The organism is Nocardioides aromaticivorans (assembly GCF_013408525.1).
Taxonomy (GTDB): Bacteria; Actinomycetota; Actinomycetes; order Propionibacteriales; family Nocardioidaceae; genus Nocardioides; species Nocardioides aromaticivorans.
Map to the genome: position 1 here is coordinate 2,027,229 of NZ_JACBZM010000001.1, position 18,069 is coordinate 2,045,297.

Consider the following 18,069-nt stretch of genomic DNA (forward strand, 5'->3'; position numbering starts at 1 on the left):
GCGTCAGGCGGCGTGACGACGTCGGCGACCGCGCGGCGACTTGGTGGGCTTGCCGCCGAGGATGGGAGGCGTCGACGACGTCGGGTCGCCCGTCGGGTCGGTCGGGGTGTCGGTCGGCGGGCCGGGGTCCTTCGTGGTCGGCGTCTCCGACGGCGTCTCCGTCGGCGCGCTCGAGCTCGGGACGTCCCTCGTCTTGCTCGGCTTCGGCTTCGGCTTCTTCGTCGGCTTCGGCACGATCGGGGCGTGGCCCTCGCTCGGGGCGTCACCCTTGACGTAGGCCGGCGGGGGCAGGTCCTCGACCGGCTCGCCCTCGAGCGCCTTGAGCATCACGTTGGTCCAGGTCGCGGCCGGGTAGGAGCCGCCGAAGTACGACGGCAGCCAGTCCTTGAGCTGCTCGTTGCCCTTGCCGCGGACGTACATCACCGCGGTCGCCAACTGCGGCGTGTAGCCCGCGAACCAGGCCGAGGAGACCTCGCCCTTGCCGTTCGTGGCGGTGCCGGTCTTGCCCGCGGCGGGCCGGCCCAGGGCGAGCGCCTTCGTGCCGGAGCCCTGCTGGACGACCTGCTGGAGGGCGTAGCCCACGTCGTCGGAGACGCCCTCGGGGATCGCGCGGTGGTCGGTGACCTTGTGCGAGTAGCGCACCTCGCCGTCGCGGTCGACGACCTTCTCGATGATGTAGGCGTCGGCGGCGACCCCGCGGTTGGCGAGGGTGGCGTAGCCGTTGGCCATGTTGATCGGGCTGACCGTCTGCGAGCCCAGCGAGACACCGGTCTGCGGCTCGAGGGCCGGCGTCGAGGTCGGGAAGCCGTACGGCGGGTTGGCCGCCTTCTCCGGCGGGATGCCCATCTTGTTCGCGGTGTCGATGATCTTCTGCGGGCCGTCGTCCATCGCCAGCGTCATGTCGATGTAGGCGGTGTTGATGGAGTCCTGGGTGGCCTTGATCATGTTGACGCGGCCGTAGCTGTGGTCGCCCTGGTTCTCGACCTCGCCGCCGCCGGGCAGGTCGTAGGGCGAGTTGCCGTCGAAGGTGTCCTTGAGCTCGAACCCGTCCTGGATCCCGGCGGCGAGCGCGAACGGCTTGAACGTCGAGCCGGCCTGGCCGCCCGAGACCGCCCAGTTGAGCTGCGACTCCAGGTAGTCCTGGCCGGCGTAGATGCCGCGGACGGCGCCGGTGCCCGGCTCGACCGAGGCGACGGCGACGTGGAGGTTCTTGCCGAAGCCCTCCGGCCGCTCCTCCTTGACCCCGTCCTTCGCGGCGTTCATCGCCTTCTTGGTGAAGGTCGTGGTGATCTTGAGGCCGCCGCCGTTGATCTCCTGCTCGCTGAACCCGAGCCGGAGCAGCTCCTTGCGGACCATCGTCAGCACGTGGCCGCGCTGGCCACCGTACTGCTCGTCGCTCTTGATCTTCGGGAACTTCGGCAGCGCCTTGCGGACGCTCGCGACGTCGCTCGCCTTGGCGGTGCCCATGTCCTCCATCGAGTCCAGGACGTACTGGTAGCGGCCCAGCAGGCGCGCCTCGGCGTCCTCGCCGTTGGCCGGGTCGAGCGAGTAGGGGTTGTTCAGCACCGCGGCGAGCGTCGCGGACTGGGGCAGGGTCAGGTCCTTCGCGTCGACGTCGAAGTAGGCCTGCGCGGCCGCCTGGATGCCGTAGGCGCCCCGGCCGAAGTAGATGGTGTTGAGGTAGCCCTCGAGGATCTCCTGCTTGCTCAGCTGGTTCTTGATCTTGAGGGAGAGGATCGCTTCCTTGGCCTTGCGCTTCCAGGTGCGTTCCTGGGTCAGGTAGAGGATCTTCACGTACTGCTGCGTGATCGTCGACGCACCCTGCTGGGCGTTGCCCTGCGCGTTGCTGAACGCCGCCCGCAGGATGCCCTTCGGGTCGATGCCGTTGTCGGTCCAGAAGCTCTGGTTCTCCGCGGCGACGACGGCGTCCTTCATCGTCTGCGGCATGTCGTCGTAGGCGATCGAGTCACGCTTCTGGACGGCGAACTGGCCGATCTCGGACTTGCCGCCGTCGTAGTAGACGCGGGTCGTCTGGGTGAGGAACTCCTCGTTGGGGTTCGGGATGTCGACGTTCTTGTACGCGATCCAGAAGCCCAGCACGCCCAGCAGGCCGAGCACCACCGCCGTGACCAGGCCCCACAGGGTGAGTCGCTTCAGCCGCTGCTTCCACGTCCGCGGAGCGCGGTCGCCCTTCTTCCCCGACCGCCCGCTGCGTCCGGAGGAGGACCCGCCTGCCTTGCGCTTTCCCTCGACCACGCGTGACAGGGTACGGCGCGGAGGGGCACGGTCTCGATTTCCCACCCCGGGCCGCAGCGGTCACCGCGAGCTCACCGGACCGGCTCACTGCCGGTCGAGGACGTCCTTGAGCCTCGCGGCGAAGGCGGCCGGGTCGTTGCCCGGCGACCACTCGTTGGCGACGAAGCCGCCGTGGTCCCCGGGGAACTCGACCACCTCGACGCCGAGCAGCGCGGCCAGCGCCTCGCCGGCGCGGCGCGGCATCTCGGTGGTGCTGGCGGCCCCGACGGCCGGCACGATGCGGACGCCGGAGGCACGCAGGGCCTCGACGTCCGGCTGGTACGCCGGGATCGCCATGTTGTGGCCCAGCAGCGCGTCGTCGCGGCTGCCGTCGTCCTCGGCCGGGAGCCCGAACTGCTCGGGCGACGGCGCCGGTCGGTCGAGGTAGTCGTCCGGCAGCGGACCCTGCACCATCACGAGCTGGATGAACTTGGCCATCGCGGGTCCCTGGCCGTGCGCGCGGTAGGTCGCCACGATGTCGGCGTAGGCCCTCTCGAGCACCTCGCGGTCCTCCAGGATCGCCGACAGCGGCGGCTCGTGCAGCACGACCGTGCCGACCTGCTCCGGGTGGGCGAGCAGCCAGGGCAGCGCCGCCACCGCCCCACCGCTCGACGCGAAGACGTCGACCGGTCCGAGCCCGGTGGCCTCGACGACGCGGTGCACGTCGTCGCCGTGGATCTCGAAGGAGACCTCCCCGTCCTCGTCGAGCTTGCTGCGCTCAGCCATCCGCGGGTCGTAGGTGATGACCGTGCGGTCGTCGAGCAGCGGGACCAGCTGCTCGAATCCCGAGGCCGACATGGGGGAGCCGAACACCATGACCGGCCGGTGCGGGCCCGGCGCGTCCGGGGTGTGCACGTCGTAGGTCAGGACGGCGCCGGGGACGGGCAGCTGGTGGGTGGTCGTGGTCGGCATCGGGGCTCCTTCGCCGGGTGGGGTCGCGGGTCGGACGAGGGGGAGACCGCCGCCGCCGGCCGGACTCATCGGAGGCGGCGCGTGCCGTCGTACGGGGGCGGGACACGTGCTGCCCGGCCCCTCGGAAGACACTCCCGATCCATCGGGAGTTCACGTTCCGCGGATATATCGCTACGATAGATCGCATGGCACGGCGTGGCGACACCATCGAGCTGGCGGTCCTCGGACTGCTGCACGAGGGACCCATGCACGGCTACGAGCTGCGCAAGCGGCTCAACCTGATGCTCGGTTGGGGTCGACTGCTGTCCTACGGGTCGCTCTACCCGGCGCTGAAGAAGATGCTCCGCGGCAACCTCATCGAGGAGACCGTGCCCTCGGGTCCCCAGACCCGCCGGCAGCGGATCGTCTACAAGGTCACCGACCTGGGCACCGAGGAGTTCTCGCGCCTGATGTCGGAGGTGGGTCCTGCCGCGTGGGAGGACGACAACTTCGACATCCGGTTCCGGTTCTTCTCGTCCACCGACATGGAGATCCGCCTGCGCGTCCTCGAAGGACGTCGCTCGCGCCTCCAGGAGCGACTCGACCGCGTCCAGCGCGAGCTCGCGATGACCCAGGCCGAGGCCGACCGGTACGCCGCCGAGCTGCAGCGTCACGGTGTCGAGTCGGTCGAGCGTGAGGTCCGGTGGCTCTCGGACCTCATCAACGCCGAGCGAAGCGTGCAGGGCCAGGCAGCACCAGCGCCGGAGACGCCGACGTCCCCGACGACGTCCTGATCACCCCACCCCCCGATCAGGCACAGAACATTCACGAGATGTCATGAGTACCAAGGAAGGAAACCCCATGGGTTCGGTTCGAGTAGCGATCGCGGGCGTGGGCAACTGCGCCACGTCCCTCATCCAGGGCGTGCAGTACTACCGGGACGCCGACGCCACGAGCACCGTTCCGGGGCTCATGCACGTCCAGTTCGGCGACTACCACGTCGGTGACGTGGAGTTCGTCGCGGCGTTCGACGTCGACGACCTGAAGGTCGGCAAGGACCTCTCCGAGGCCATCAACGCCTCGCAGAACAACACCATCAAGATCACCGACGTCCCCACCCTGGGTGTCGAGGTGCAGCGCGGCCCGACGCTCGACGGCCTCGGCAAGTACTACAAGGCCACCATCGACGAGTCGTCGGCCGAGCCGGTCGACGTCGTCCAGGTCCTCAAGGACGCCCAGGTCGACGTCCTCGTGTCCTACCTCCCGGTGGGCTCCGAGGAGGCCGACAAGTTCTACGCCCAGTGCGCGATCGACGCCGGCGTGGCCTTCGTCAACGCCCTCCCCGTCTTCATCGCCTCCGACCCCGAGTGGGCCAAGAAGTTCGAGGACGCGGGCGTCCCGATCGTCGGTGACGACATCAAGTCGCAGGTCGGCGCCACCATCACCCACCGCGTGATGGCGAAGCTGTTCGAGGACCGCGGCGTGACGCTGGACCGCACCTACCAGCTCAACGTCGGCGGCAACATGGACTTCAAGAACATGCTCGAGCGCGAGCGCCTCGAGTCCAAGAAGGTCTCCAAGACCCAGGCCGTCACGTCGAACCTCACCGGCCCGCTGGCCGACAAGATCGACGACAAGAACGTCCACATCGGCCCGTCCGACTACGTCGCGTGGCTCGACGACCGCAAGTGGGCCTACGTCCGCCTCGAGGGTCGCGCCTTCGGTGACGTCCCGCTGAACCTCGAGTACAAGCTCGAGGTCTGGGACTCCCCGAACTCGGCCGGCATCATCATCGACGCCGTCCGTGCCGCGAAGATCGCCAAGGACCGTGGCGTCGGTGGCCCGATCATCCCGGCGTCGGCGTACCTCATGAAGAGCCCGCCGGTCCAGATCGAGGACACCGAGGGCCGCGCGCTCCTCGAGAAGTTCATCGCCGGCGAGTGACCTCGCGTCGCTGACCAGCAGCACCGCCCCGGTTCGTACGACGAACCGGGGCGGACTGCTTTTTCGGCGCGAGCGCGTCTGCGCCGCCGGGCGGCGAGCAAGCTCGCAGGTGGAGCGGCTCCCGCCGCGCTGCCGCGCAGCCCCGCGTCAGCCCAGGCCGACGTCGAGGCAGCCGATGGTCTCGCTCAGCTGCAGCCGCGACCACACGGCCCGGTGGTCGGAGACGCTCGAGGCGAGGACGACGGCCTGCAGCGGCTGCAGGAAGGCGTCGTGCAGGATGAAGTCGATGCGGACCCGCGGGTTCGCGGCAGGGGCGGTGTCGCCCGCGCCCGAGCCGACCGCCCAGACGTCGCCGAGGCCGGCGCCCCGCAGCGTGCTGACGGCGGTGGAGGAGACCCGGCTGTTCAGGTCGCCGGCGACGACCGTCGGGCGGGCGTCCGCGCGGACCACCTTGGCCAGCGCGGTCGCCTGCGCGATCCGGGCGCCCTGCGACATGTGGTCGAAGTGGGTCGAGTAGACGCTGACCTCGGTGCCCTCGATGTCGACGACCGCGTGCACGGCGTGCCGCGGGAACTTCCCGCCGGCCTGGGGGAGCCCGATGATGTCGTGCTCCTTGACCGGGAACCGCGACAGGATCGCGTTGCCGGTCTCGCCGCTGCCGGTCACCCAGCTCATCCCCAGGGCGTCGGCGATCTGCTGGGCCTGGATCACGTTCCCGGAGCGCCCGCGGTTGTTGTCGACCTCCTGGAGCAGGACGATGTCCGGCTTCCAGGTGCCGATCTCCTTGATCAGCGTCCCCGCCGCGAGGCCGCCGTGCTTGCGGATGGCGGAGTGGATGTTGAACGAGAGCACCGTGAACGGGTGCTCGAGGGTGAGGTCCTTCGGGCAGAGGCTCGACGGGATGTCGAGCGGGGGAGCGCCCAACGAGGAGTTCGCGGAGGGCTGGAACCCGGAGGACGGTACGTCGGGGACGGTCGTCACCGCGTCGTTCCGGTCCGGCGCCGGGGGCGCGTCGTTGCCGCCCTGCAGCGCGAAGACGATGCCGAGCACGAGCAGCACGACGACGACCACCGCGACGGTGGCCACCTGGGTGGCCGGGCTGGCGCCCGGCCGCGCCGCGGGCAGCGGCGGCGGCACGGGCTTCGCCTTCTTCGCGGCCGGCTGCTCGTCCGGCGTCTCGGCGGACTGGTCCCCGGCGGGCTCGGACTCGTCCGGGCCGGGCTCGTCGGGGAGGTCGTCGCTCACGGGGTCATTCAACCCCGGTCCCCGAACGGCCGCGGCAGGACCCGCGGACCCGGGACCCCCGGGACCCGGTCAGGCCTCGGCCTCGGCCTTGATCTTCTCCAGGGTCTGGCGGATGCCGCGGCGCAGCTCCTCGGTGAAGCCCTTCTGGCCGCCGAGGACGGCCTTGGTCAGCACGAGCGAGACGTTCGAGATGCCCTGCGGGGTCTCCCGGCGCTCGGTCAGCCGGGTGCCGCCGTCGGCGGTCGGCGCCAGCTCGAAGGACCACACCGTGCGGTTCTCGCGGATCTTGAAGGCGAAGTCCCCGGTCGCGCCGTCGGCCGGCGGGGTGAACCGGACGACCTTGCCGGCGGTCGGCCAGCGCTTGATGCCCTGCTTGTTGAGGTTCGAGAAGGTCGCGCCGAGCTTGACCTCGCCGCCCTTGACCGTCGACTTCACCACCTGCGGGCTCCACTTCGACATCCGCGGGATGTCGGTGACCAGTGCCCACACCCGGTCGGCCGGGGCGGCGATGTCGATGGAGTCCTCGAGCAGCTTCTCGTACGTCTCGGCCATGGTGGAGCCCTTCGGGTGACGGCGGTGTCGGATCCCCGGAACCTACCTGCCGGTAGCAGACCGGCGGTACGTGATGCCCGCCACAGCGGCGGCGCGGGGTTTCGGCCGGCCGTGGCGCGGGCACCCGGCAGGGATGGCGGTTCCGGCACAGCTGCACTCCCAGCTCACCTCCGGCAACCTCACCACCATCACGATGCGGGCGGACGACGTCGACAAGGCGAGGGAGCACGTCCGCACCGCGATCGACCTGATCCACCTCGCGCGGGACACCCCCAACTGGGAGAGCATCGACGCCCGCGCCTTGTTCAACATGAGCGCTTGGGCGACCCGCGCCGTGGCCGAGGTCTGCCACCTGCGCCTCAACCGGGCGAAGGTCTCGCTCGGCATGGCGGGCTCGGCGTACTCGTGGGCGAGCGGCGAGGCCGACCGGATCCACCACCTCTGGCTGGACTGGGAGAAGACCGCGGTCAAGGGCAGCCTCGCGTGGTTCATCACCTTCCTGCACACGGTGGCGGCGCTCGAGAAGGTCAAGAGCACGTACGGCAAGCAGCTGGACACCGCGCGCGACTACTTCGAGTACGAGCTGACCGACGACCAGCAGGCGTGGTTCGCCAACGGCCTGGCCCGCACCCTGCTCGACGACCTGGAGCGGGGTGTGCTGCCGGGGCCGGTCATCCCGGACACCCTCGCCGCCGGCGACGACGACAACGGCTGGACCCCGCAGGGGCTGGGCGTGGATCCCCAGACGGGCTACCTGCTCCAGACGTCGTACAACGAGAAGGGACAGGCCGTCCTCACCGTGGTCGACCCGGCGACCGGCGAGATCATCAACACCGTCCGCCTCGGCGCCGCCGGGGACGCCGGGATCGCCCCCAATCACGCGGGTGGGGTGAGCGTCGACCCCGAGACGGGCACCGTCCACGTGAACTCCTCCAAGGGCGGCGGACCGTTCGGCGAGGACCCGCTGGTCTACGAGTACGACCGCAACGACATCCTCGGCCCGGGCGCCCAGGCGCCGGGCAGCACCATCGGCGTCACCGGTCCACCACAGGAGATGCCGGAGGGCGCGTACTCCACGTTCCACGACGGCAGGCTCTACGTCGGCACCTTCGACGACGACGACAACGGCGTGCTCAACATCTATGAGAAGCAGTACGACGCGAAGAGCGGCCGGATGGAGTGGGTCCGGGTCGACGGCCCCTACGAGACGCCGGAGCGCGCGCAGGGCGTCGCGATCCGCGACGGGAGGATCTACTTCAGCACGTCGCACAAGCGGCACAACGAGGACACCGGACACCAGCCGGGCGACTACAGCAACCCGGGTCGGATCATCGCCTACGACCTGGCGAACAAGGGCGACGGCGGCGGCTTAGGTGCGCCGGTCGAGACCACGACGCTGCCCACCATGCTCGAGGGGATCGCCCCGCTCGACGACGGGATCTACGGCACCTACGAGAGCGGGTCGGAGGGCTACTCGACGCCGAAGGGCGGCTCCGCGGACTCGCTGTGGCCGAGCCTGTTCTACTCGCGCTCGTCGTACGCCGGCAGCGAGCTGCACAGCGAGTACGAGTCCATGAACAAGGCCGGCCAGCACCTCAAGGAGGCGCAGGACGCCTTCGACGTGTGCGAGACCGAGATCCACGGCCTGGGCCTGCCGGCGAGCAGCCTGGGCGACGTACCGCAGCCGCACACCTATGCCACCGGGGTCGTCACCTTCTTCGACGAGACCGCCCGCTGGCTGGACGCTGGCAAGCTGGCCTCGGGGGTGACCGCGCGGGGCGTCATCGAGAGCGCGATCGAGTACGAGCACTCCGACCAGCTCTCCGCCCTCGGGTCCGCCTTCCTGCAGGCCCGGCTGGGCGCCTTCGTCGACAAGGACTGGAAGCAGTGACCACGCACCGCACCGTGCTGCCCGCGCTCGCGCTCCTCCTCGTCCCCGCGCTCGCGGCCTGCGGCGACGACCCGGCACCGGAGGCCGGCAGCGGCTGGCCCGCTGCGGAGGGCACCGTGGAGGCGCGTGGCCTGGTCTGGGCCGCCGGCCCCACGATCCACCTCGGCGACGGCACCCCCCTCGACGCCGGCGACCCGGTGCGCGCCTTCGTCGTCGGGGAGGGCGGGGCGTATGTCGTACCGGACACGCGCTCCGACGACGAGACCTGGCCCGAGCTGGTCCGGGTGGACGGGCAGGGACGCCAGGGCCTCGGGGTGCACGCGGAGCCCGACAGCCTCTCGCTCTCGCCGGACCGACGGTACCTCGCGTTCCTCGACCACGGCGGGGAGCGCGACGCCTACGACACCCCGCTCGCCGAGGCGGTCGTCGTCGACCTGCGGACCGGGCGCGAGGTCCACCGCAGCGCCGAGGGCATGGGCGATCCCGCCACCGACGACCTGGCCGACCTCTACGAGGACGCACCTCCCGCCGTCCTCGGCGTCAGCGCCGACCACGCCTACTTCCTCACCCCCGGTGAGGTGGTCGCGGTCGAGCTCGCGTCCGGCGAGGCCGAGGTCGTCAGCGACGCGAACAGCGGCTACGACGACCAGCCCTGGTACGCCGCCCTCTCCTCCGAGCCGGAGCTGACCAGCCCCGGCGGGGCGTGGACGATCCGGCAGCCGCCGCGCGGTGCTCCCCAGCTGGTGCCCGCGGCGGGCGGCGCGCCGGTCACCACCCGGCTCACCGCGGCAGACCTCGGCGTCGACCCGCTCGAGCCGCAGCCACGCGACCTCGGCTGGAGGCTCGACTCCTGGCTCGACGACGCCACGGCCGCCGGCATCGCCACCGTCAGCGCCTCGCTCGACGGCGCGCAGACCTTCCCGTTGGTCACCTGCACGGTGCCGGACGGTGCCTGCCGCGTCGTCCCGGGGACCGAGGACGGCGCGATCCTGCCGGAGTCGCGCGCCGGCGGGGCCGTGGTGCCGACGCCGCTTCCCTGACCCGCGCCTCAGCGGCTCGCCCACCACTCCTTCAGCGCGGCGGTGGCGTCCTCCTCGGACATCGGCCCGTTGTCGAGGCGCAGCTCCAGCAGGAACTGGTAGGCCTGCCCGACCTCACGGCCCGGGGGGATCCCGAGGATCTCCATGATCTGGTTGCCGTCGAGGTCCGGCCGGATCGAGGCGAGCTCCTCCTCGGCGGAGAGCCGGTCGATGCGGGCCTCGAGGTCGTCGTACGTGCGGCGCAGGCGCTCCGCCTTCTTGCGGTTGCGCGTGGTGCAGTCGGCGCGGGTGAGCACGTGGAGGCGCTCGAGCTGGTCACCCGCGTCGCGGACGTAGCGGCGGACCGCGGAGTCGGTCCACTCGCCCGAGCCGTAGCCGTGGAAGCGGAGGTGGAGCTCCACGAGGTCGCTGACGGCGTCGATCTCGTCGTTGCTGAACTTCAGCGCCTTCATCCGCTTGCGGGTGAGCTTGGCGCCGACCACGTCGTGGTGGTGGAAGGTGACCGTGCCGTCGTCGACGAAGCGGCGGGTCCGCGGCTTGCCGACGTCGTGCATGAGCGCGGCGAAGCGGGACACGAAGTCCGGGCCGGGCGCGATGTCGCCCCGCTCGGCCAGGCGGGGCTCGAGGTCGATCGCCTGCTCGAGCACGGTCAGGGTGTGCTCGTAGACGTCCTTGTGGCGGTGGTGCTCGTCGCGCTCGAGCTTCAGCGCCGGCAGCTCCGGCAGCACCCGGTCGGCGAGGCCGGTCTCGACGAGCAGGCTCAGGCCCAGCCGGGGGTGCGGCGCGCAGATCAGCTTCACCAGCTCGTCGCGCACCCGCTCGGCGGAGATGATCTGGATCCGGTCGGCCATCTCGGTCATCGCGCGTACGACGGACGGGTCGACCGAGAAGCCGAGCTGGGCCGCGAAGCGGGCGGCCCGCATCATCCGCAGCGGGTCGTCGGAGAACGACTGCTCGGGGGTGCCCGGCGTGCGGATCACACGGTGCGCGAGGTCGATCAGGCCGCCGTACGGGTCCTCGAGCTCGCGGCCGGGCAGGCGCACCGCCATGGCGTTGACGGTGAAGTCGCGGCGGCCGAGGTCGCCGGCGAGGCTGTCGCCGTACTGCACCTCGGGCTTGCGGCTGTCGGGGTCGTAGGCCTCGGAGCGGTAGGTCGTGACCTCGACGACCCAGTCGCCCTTGCGGCAGCCGATGGTGCCGAAGTCGCGGCCCATGTCCCACCAGGCGTCACCCCAGGCACGCAGCAGCTTGTCCATCTGCTCCGGCCGTGCGGAGGTGGTGAAGTCGAGGTCGTTGGAGCGACGGCCGAGCATCGCGTCGCGGACCGGGCCACCGACAAGGGCGAGCTCGTGGCCGGCCTCGGTGAACAGCGCTCCGAGCTCGTCGATGACCGGTCCGATGCGGTCCAGCTCGGCGTCGACAGCGGCCTGCACGTCGACCAGGCGCAGGGGCGCGCCGGGCGCTGGCGAGGCGGGGCGGTCGGCGTCGGTCACGGGTGGGGAGTCTATGAGCCGGACGCTGCTGGGACCGAACGGGGACGTGGGGTCCCCGAGCCGCACAGGGCACCCCACTACCCTCGGGACGTGGTCGTCCGTCGTTCGCTCCTGCCCTGGGGTGTGCTGACGACTCTCCTGATCGGCCTCCTCGGCATGGCCGCGCCGGCCTCCGCGCGACCCGACGACGACACGTACGACGCCCCGCTCGAGATCACGATCGCGGACCTCACCCCCGGCGTGCTGCCGCGCAACGGGCCGCTCGAGATCCGCGGCACCGTGACGAACACCGACCTCGAGACCTGGAGCAAGATCCGGCTCTACCCGGTGTTCAACGTCGGCGCCGAGTGCACCACGACGTCCTGCGCCGAGGTGATGACGACCGCGGCCGACCTCGCCGCCGCCGCCGACTCCGACCCGGTCGCGCCGATCGGCGTCCGGGAGACGAACGTCCGCTTCGACCTGGGCACGCTGGAGCCGGGCCAGTCGGCGTCGTACACACTGACCGTGCCGCAGGCGGTCCTGCGCACCCTCTTCCCCGACCCGAAGACCGGCGTCTACTGGCTGGGCGTGCACGCGCTCGGCGGCAGTGCCCACACCCCGGACGACAGCATCACCGCAGACGGCCGGGCGCGGACCTTCCTGCCCTCGGTGCGCAGCCCCAACGGACCCGAGGTCGACACGGCGGTCGTGCTGCCCCTGCGCGGCCGGATCACGCACGCCGAGGACGGCACGGTGGCCGATGCCGGCGCCTGGACCGAGGCGCTCGGCGTCGACGGCCAGCTCGGCGGCCCGCTGGCCTTCGGGGCGGCGGCCGGCCTCGCGCCGGTGACCTGGCTGCTGGACCCCGCCGTGCCCGACGCGGTCCGCCAGCTGGCCGACGGCAACCCGGCGCGCAAGGTCACGCCGGTGCCGGACCCCAACGAGCCGACGCCGAGCAACGAACCGTCCGACGACGGCGACGGCGCGGCCGAGGAGGAGCCGGACACCGACACCCCGCTCGCCCGGTCGGCCCGCTCGTGGCTGGCCCAGGCGGAGAGCGAGGTCGGCGACGGCACCCTCGCCACGCTCCCGTACGGCGACCCGGACCTCGCCTCCGCGGCCGACTCGCTGCCCAGCCTCTACCGGGCCGCCCGTGAGCAGACCGGGCCCGAGCTGTCCTCGTGGGACCTCGATGCGCTGCCCGTCGCGGGATCGCCCGACGGCTACCTGCCGGCGAACGCGATCTCCGCCGTCGACGACGGCGCCGTGCTGCTGCTCGGCGACCAGATGTTCCCCCGGGAGACCTTCTCGGCGCGCCCGCCCGTCGCCGGGCTCGTCGGCGACCGGCCGGTGGTCGTCACCTCCACGGCCGCCGCGACCGGCGGACCGGGACCCGACGCCGAGCTGTCGCCGGTCGCGCTGCGCCAGCGGATCCTCGCGGAGGCGGTGGTCCGCCTGCTGCGCGCCGGCGACAAGGACCCGGACCCGCTGGTCGTCGTCCTGCCGTCCTCCGTGTCGGCGGCCGGGGCGTCGAGCTTCTGGTCCGGGCTCGACCAGCCGTGGATCAACCTGTCCGGGCTCGACGACCTCGTCGTGGAGCCGGGCACGGGCGCCGACGGCAAGGTGGCGGCCGACCGGCAGATCGACCCGGCCGACCTGAGCTACCCACCCGGCCAGGAGGACGAGGAGCTGCCGGGCACCGTGCTGGTCGAGGCCGGGCAGCTGATCCGCGCCGCCCGCGCCTACCAGGCGATCCTGGGCGACGACTACACCGTCGGGGGCGAGCTGCTCCGCGAGGCGCTCGCCGGGTCGTCGTACGCACAGCGCGGCGACGCCCAGGCGGCCTGGCGGCTGGCGACGACCCGGATGTGGGTCGAGGGCCAGCTGGACAAGATCACCATCGAGGCCCCCGACGGGGTGACCCTGTCGGGCACGTCGGGCGGCTTCAACGTGTCGGTGCGCAACGACCTCGACGAGCCGGTCACGGTCGCGATCGACGCGACCGCGGACTCCGGCGCGACGATCGAGGTCGCCAACCCGATCCGGCTCGCAGCGCACAGCCGCACCTCGGTCCCGATCGACGCCACCATGAGCCGCACCGGCGTGCACAACGTGACCCTGCGCCTGACCGACGTCGACGGCACCGCGCTCGGCGCCGACGACACCCTGCCGCTGCGCACCGGCCAGGCCGGCGTGGTGATCTGGGCGATCATCGGCTCCGGCGCCGGCATCCTCTTCGTCGCGATCGCGATCCGGCTGGTCCGCCGCTTCCGGCGGCGCAGCCGGCCCGCCGACGCGGGGGACGACACCGCGGGCGACGACACCGCGGGGGAGACCGCGTGAGCGCGGCCGACGACACCGGCTCCGACGAGCGGAGGATCCTCGCCAACACCGCGGTGATGGCGGCGGGCACGGTCGTCTCCCGGTTCAGCGGCTTCATCCGCTCGACCCTGCTGGCGGCGGCGCTCGGCGTCTCGCTGCACGCCGACCTCTTCACGGTGGCCAACACCGTGCCCAACATGATCTACATCCTCATCGCGGGGGGTGTCTTCAACGCGGTCCTGGTGCCGCAGCTCAAGCGCGCGATGCTGCGCGACGAGGACGGCGGCGCGGCGTACGTCGACCGGTTGATGACGCTCGCGATCGCCTTCCTCGGCGTGGTGACCGTGCTCCTCGTCGTCGCGGCCCCGCTGGTGATGCAGGTCGTCCTGGGCTCGAAGTTCGACGACCCCGCGCTGGCCGAGCAGCGGCAGTCGGCGATCGACTTCGCCCGCTTCTGCCTGCCGCAGGTCTTCTTCTACGGCATGTTCGTGCTGATCGGGCAGGTCCTCAACGCCCGCGGCCGGTTCGGCCCGATGATGTGGGCGCCGATCGCCAACAACGTCATCTCGGTGGCCGTCCTGGTGACCTACCTGGTCGTCTTCGGCCCGGCCACGAAGGCCGAGCAGCTGGGTCCGTTCACCCCCGGCCAGGAGGCGCTGCTCGGCATCGGCGCCACCCTGGGCATCGCGGCCCAGCTGCTCATCCTGGTGCCCTACCTGCGCGCCGCCGGGATCCGCTACCGGCCCCGCTTCGACTTCCGGGGCGTCGGCCTCGGCCAGACCTTCAAGCTCGGCGTGTGGACGGTGCTCTTCGTCATCGTCAACCAGATCGCCTACATCGTCGTCGTGCGCCTGGCCTCCAACGGCACCGCCTCGGCCGACGACGGCACCGGCATCACGATCTACTCCAGCGTGATGCTCGTGGTGATGGTGCCGCACTCGATCATCACCGTCTCGCTGGCCACCGCGATCCTGCCGCGGCTCTCCGACGCCGCCGCGCGCGGCGACCTCGGGGCGCTGGCCGCGACGCTGGGCAGCACGCTGCGCACGGCGCTCGCGGTCGTCGTACCGTTCGCGGCACTGCTGCCGTCGATCGCCCTGCCGCTGGCCCAGGTCATCTGGGGCCACGGCGCGACCGCGGACGGCTACCACCGCTTCGAGTCCTCGATGGTGCTGTTCGGGTTCGGCGTCGTGGCGTTCACCGTCCACTACCTGGTCCTGCGCGGCTTCTACGCCCTCGAGCGCAACCGGACGGTCTTCTGGGTGCAGTGCGTGATCGCCGCGACCAACATCGGGCTGGCGCTGCTGTTCGTCAGCCGGGTGGACCCGTGGGACACCTCGCCGATGCTGGTGCTGGCCTACACGGCGTCGTACACGGTCGGCTCGGTGCTCTCCAGCATCGTGCTGGTCCGGCTGATGCGCAGGGGCGGCCACCCGGCCCGCGGCGGCGCCCGCCAGTGGCGGGGCTTCGTGGTCCGGCTGCTCGCCGCCGCCGCCGTCGTGTACGCCGTCGCGCGGCTCGTGCTGATCATCGTCGACGACACCATCGGCGAGGTCTCCAGCGCGCCCGGCTGGGTGTGGGCCGGGGTGGAGCTGGCCGTGGTCTCCGCGGCCGGTGGCGCCGCGCTGCTGGCGGCCGCCAAGGTGCTCCGGATCGACGAGGTGAACTCGGTCGTGGGCACCGTGCTGGCCCGCGTGCGGCGCTGACGGCCAGGTGCCTGCGAGGGTGCCCGCTGGTGCCTAGGATGGAGTGACGAGAGAGGGACTGGACTTCCAGGTGGCGACGTCGACGCGGTCGGGGGATGTGCTCGCCGGCCGCTACCGGTTGATCGACCTGCTGAGCGAGAGCGGCGGCGGGCGGTTCTGGCGTGCCCACGACGCCGTCCTCGAGCGGTTCGTCGCCCTCCACGTCATCGACGTCGAGGACGCGCGCGCCCCCGGTCTCGTCGAGGCGGCCCGCACCTCGGCCGGCGTCCTGGACCCCCGGATCCTCCGGGTGCTCGACGCCCAGCAGGAGGACGGCCGCTGCTTCGTCGTCAACGAGTGGGGGACCGGCACCTCGCTCGACATCCTGGTCACCCACGCCGGCCCGCTCGGCCCGCGGCGCGCGGCCTGGCTGGTCGCCGACGTCGCCGACGCGATCGCCCGGGCCCACGCCGCCGGCGTCACCCACGGGCGGCTCAACCCGGAGAACGTCCTCATCGACCGCTACGGCTCGGTCCGCCTCATCGGCATGTGCGTCGACGCCGCCCTGCACGGGCTGCCCCCGGGCGACGTCCAGGGCGACCTGGAGGACCTCGGCGGCCTCCTCTACTGCGCGCTCACCGGCGTCTGGCCCGGTCCGTCGGGCTCGATCGTGCCGGCCGCCCCGCGCGAGAACGGCACCTTCCTCAGCCCGCGACAGGTCCGCGCCGGCGTCCCGAAGCAGCTCGACCTGGTGTGGCGGGAGTTCGAGTGCACCGGCGTGCACACCCGGCGCCGGATGCTCGGCAGCGACCACCCCGACGTCAGCACCGCGCAGGGCATCGCCGAGGAGCTGCTGGCGTTCGTCGGCGACCCGGCGGGCATGCCGGAGTCGCTCGCCCAGGCGATCCCGCAGGTCAACGAGCTGCGGCCGGTGTGGCTGCCCGCCGTCGACGACCCGCTGCCCCACGACTCCTCGCGCGACGACATCCCGGTGGTGCCGGCCGCCGAGCCCGAGCTCGACCTCGAGAGCGTCGACCTCTCCGACCCGCCCGTGCCGACGCCCGCCGACGTGACCGACCTGCCCACCGAGGCGGGGATGCCCGTCTTCGGCGAGGGCGAGGACGACGACGTGCAGTGGCTGCGCACCCGCAGCACCCCGCCGCCGCCCCCGCCGCCCTTCGAGGACCTGCCCGAGCGCCCCCTCTTCGCCGAAGGCGTACGACGACCGCGACCCGACCTCGGACCGGGTCCGGCCGGCAACGGCTGGCCGGCGTCGGTCGGCGACGACGGCCCCCCGGCCACGGGGTACTGGCCGTGGGACGAGGACGGCGCGCCACCGTCGGCCGACCTCGACGGCACCGGGGAGATCGTGCCCGGGCGCAACTGGCTGCGCCTCGCCATGGGCGTCGCCGTGGCCGTGCTGCTGCTGGTCGGCATCGCGATCGCCTTCAACCTCGGCCGCGGCCGCACCCCGCTCGGCGGCGACCCCGACGACGAGCCGGTGACCACGCCGTCGAGCACGGCCAGCCAGGCCTCGGTGCTGCGCGGCGTCACCGTGCGCGACTTCGACCCGCTCGGCACCGACGGCGAGGAGAACGCCGGCGACGTCGACAACCTCGTCGACGGCAAGGCCTCGACCACCTGGCGCACCAGCACCTACAAGGACCAGCTCGGCCCGCCACCCGGCCTGAAGACGGGGGTCGGCGTGCTGCTCGACCTCGGCCAGGTGCGCCAGGTCAGCGCGGTCGACGTACGCCTCGACGGGCAGACCACCCTCGCGGTCTACGGCTTCGACGCGGCCCCGACGGGAGCCCCGGCGGGCAAGCCGCTGGCGCAGGCCAGCGGCACCGGCGTGGTCGGGCTCGCGCCGGCCGACCGCCAGCCGGTCGCTGCCCGCTACCTTGTGCTCTGGCTGACCTCGCTGCCCGAGGTCGACGGCGGGGACTTCCGTGGCGAGATCGCAGAGGTGGTGGTTCGTGGCGAGTGAGCTGAGCGAGCCGACCGACGCCGATCTCCTGGCGGCCCACGTCGCCGGCGACGACTCCGCCTTCAGCACCCTCTTCGCCCGGCACCGTGACCGGCTCTGGGCGGTCGCGCTGCGGACCTGCAACGATCCCGAGACCGCAGCGGACGGCCTGCAGGAGGGCCTGATCGCGGCGTTCCGCCGCGCCGGGTCCTACCGGGGCGAGGCCGCCGTCACCACCTGGCTCCACCGCATCGTGGTCAACGCCTGCCTCGACCGCCTCCGAGCGGCCCGGGTACGACGGGCCGAGCCCCTGCCCGAGGACGTCGACGACCTGCGGCCGGTCCGCCAGACGGTGGGCGACGCGGTCGACCCAGCGGACCAGTCCGTCGCGACGGAGCGGCGCGCGCTGGTCAGGGCTGCCCTCGGGCGGCTGTCCGAGGAGCAGCGGGCTGCCGTCGTGCTCGTGGACATGGAGGGCTACTCCGTCGCGGAGACCGCGCTGATCCTCGACTGCGCCGAGGGCACCGTGAAGAGCCGGTGCTCGCGGGCGCGGGCCAAGCTGGCCGTGCTGCTGGCCGACGTGCTCGACGTGACCGAGCCCACGGGAGCCGGGCCGGCCGCGGGCGCCACCGACGGGAACCCCGCGAGCGGACCGGACGTCGGATCCCTGACGCGCCGGGGACCACCCGCCGCCGAGGCGGGCGCCGTCCCGCAGGCCCCGACCGTCGACTGACCTGCCGCACTCCCGAGGTGCGGCACCGCC

Annotated in this window: 13 protein-coding genes; 8 read left to right on the forward strand and 5 right to left on the reverse strand. The window is 72.2% G+C overall.

Going from position 1 to position 18,069, the window contains the following annotated elements; translation table 11 throughout:
• Positions 1-3: 3 nt before the first annotated feature.
• The gene (locus BJ993_RS09550) at positions 4-2,256 is read right to left on the reverse strand and encodes a transglycosylase domain-containing protein (protein ID WP_308645531.1); all 2,253 of its coding nucleotides are present in this window, start codon (positions 2,254-2,256) and stop codon (positions 4-6) included.
• An 84-nt stretch (positions 2,257-2,340) separates the two neighbouring features.
• A complete protein-coding gene (locus BJ993_RS09555) occupies positions 2,341-3,207 on the reverse strand; it encodes an alpha/beta fold hydrolase (protein WP_179648576.1) in 867 nt (288 codons plus the stop codon).
• Between the two features lie 185 nt (positions 3,208-3,392).
• Between BJ993_RS09555 and BJ993_RS09560 the strand changes: the two genes are divergently transcribed.
• Positions 3,393-3,980, forward strand: coding sequence for a PadR family transcriptional regulator (locus BJ993_RS09560; RefSeq protein WP_036543891.1), 588 nt, complete (start codon positions 3,393-3,395; stop codon positions 3,978-3,980).
• Between the two features lie 67 nt (positions 3,981-4,047).
• On the forward strand, positions 4,048-5,130 hold the full coding sequence (locus tag BJ993_RS09565) for an inositol-3-phosphate synthase (protein WP_036543884.1): 1,083 nt from the start codon (positions 4,048-4,050) through the stop codon (positions 5,128-5,130).
• A gap of 147 nt (positions 5,131-5,277) precedes the next feature.
• On the opposite strand, the gene BJ993_RS09570 is transcribed toward BJ993_RS09565, so the two are convergent.
• A complete protein-coding gene (locus BJ993_RS09570) occupies positions 5,278-6,375 on the reverse strand; it encodes an endonuclease/exonuclease/phosphatase family protein (protein ID WP_179648577.1) in 1,098 nt (365 codons plus the stop codon).
• Between the two features lie 69 nt (positions 6,376-6,444).
• Positions 6,445-6,927 (reverse strand): SRPBCC family protein, encoded by a 483-nt coding sequence (locus tag BJ993_RS09575; protein ID WP_036543882.1) that lies wholly within the window; start codon positions 6,925-6,927, stop codon positions 6,445-6,447.
• A 133-nt stretch (positions 6,928-7,060) separates the two neighbouring features.
• Between BJ993_RS09575 and BJ993_RS09580 the strand changes: the two genes are divergently transcribed.
• Both BJ993_RS09580 and BJ993_RS09585 read left to right on the forward strand, forming a co-directional pair.
• On the forward strand, positions 7,061-8,818 hold the full coding sequence (locus tag BJ993_RS09580) for a hypothetical protein (protein WP_179648578.1): 1,758 nt from the start codon (positions 7,061-7,063) through the stop codon (positions 8,816-8,818).
• A complete protein-coding gene (locus tag BJ993_RS09585; protein WP_179648579.1) occupies positions 8,815-9,858 on the forward strand; it encodes a hypothetical protein in 1,044 nt (347 codons plus the stop codon). Before BJ993_RS09580 ends, BJ993_RS09585 begins: the two co-directional genes overlap by 4 nt.
• Positions 9,859-9,866: 8 nt before the next feature.
• Here BJ993_RS09585 and BJ993_RS09590 read toward each other — a convergent pair whose 3' ends face one another.
• The gene (locus BJ993_RS09590) at positions 9,867-11,351 is read right to left on the reverse strand and encodes a CCA tRNA nucleotidyltransferase (protein ID WP_444547291.1); all 1,485 of its coding nucleotides are present in this window, start codon (positions 11,349-11,351) and stop codon (positions 9,867-9,869) included.
• A 90-nt stretch (positions 11,352-11,441) separates the two neighbouring features.
• Between BJ993_RS09590 and BJ993_RS09595 the strand changes: the two genes are divergently transcribed.
• From BJ993_RS09595 to sigM, 4 genes are read left to right on the forward strand one after another with little or no spacing between them, the layout of a single operon-like run.
• Positions 11,442-13,676 carry a DUF6049 family protein gene (locus tag BJ993_RS09595; protein WP_179648580.1) on the forward strand — a complete coding sequence of 745 codons (2,235 nt, stop codon included), beginning with the start codon at positions 11,442-11,444 and terminating at the stop codon, positions 13,674-13,676.
• Complete coding sequence (gene murJ / locus BJ993_RS09600; RefSeq protein WP_179648581.1) at positions 13,673-15,361, forward strand: murein biosynthesis integral membrane protein MurJ; 1,689 nt, start codon at positions 13,673-13,675, stop codon at positions 15,359-15,361. The genes BJ993_RS09595 and murJ overlap by 4 nt, the downstream gene beginning before the upstream one ends.
• A gap of 43 nt (positions 15,362-15,404) precedes the next feature.
• Positions 15,405-17,327, forward strand: a complete 1,923-nt coding sequence (locus tag BJ993_RS09605; protein ID WP_179648582.1) for a protein kinase family protein — start codon at positions 15,405-15,407, stop codon at positions 17,325-17,327.
• Positions 17,317-18,039: an RNA polymerase sigma factor SigM gene (sigM, locus tag BJ993_RS09610; RefSeq protein ID WP_051932080.1), complete on the forward strand. Its 723-nt coding sequence runs from the start codon at positions 17,317-17,319 to the stop codon at positions 18,037-18,039. The genes BJ993_RS09605 and sigM overlap by 11 nt, the downstream gene beginning before the upstream one ends.
• Positions 18,040-18,069: the final 30 nt, after the last annotated feature.

Coding starts and splice junctions, on each gene's coding strand:
- BJ993_RS09555 (WP_179648576.1), bottom strand. CDS start 3,207: ATGCCGACCACGACCACCCACCAGCTGCCCGTCCCCGGCGCCGTCCTG.
- BJ993_RS09560 (WP_036543891.1), top strand. CDS start 3,393: ATGGCACGGCGTGGCGACACCATCGAGCTGGCGGTCCTCGGACTGCTG.
- BJ993_RS09565 (WP_036543884.1), top strand. CDS start 4,048: ATGGGTTCGGTTCGAGTAGCGATCGCGGGCGTGGGCAACTGCGCCACG.
- BJ993_RS09575 (WP_036543882.1), bottom strand. CDS start 6,927: ATGGCCGAGACGTACGAGAAGCTGCTCGAGGACTCCATCGACATCGCC.
- BJ993_RS09580 (WP_179648578.1), top strand. CDS start 7,061: ATGGCGGTTCCGGCACAGCTGCACTCCCAGCTCACCTCCGGCAACCTC.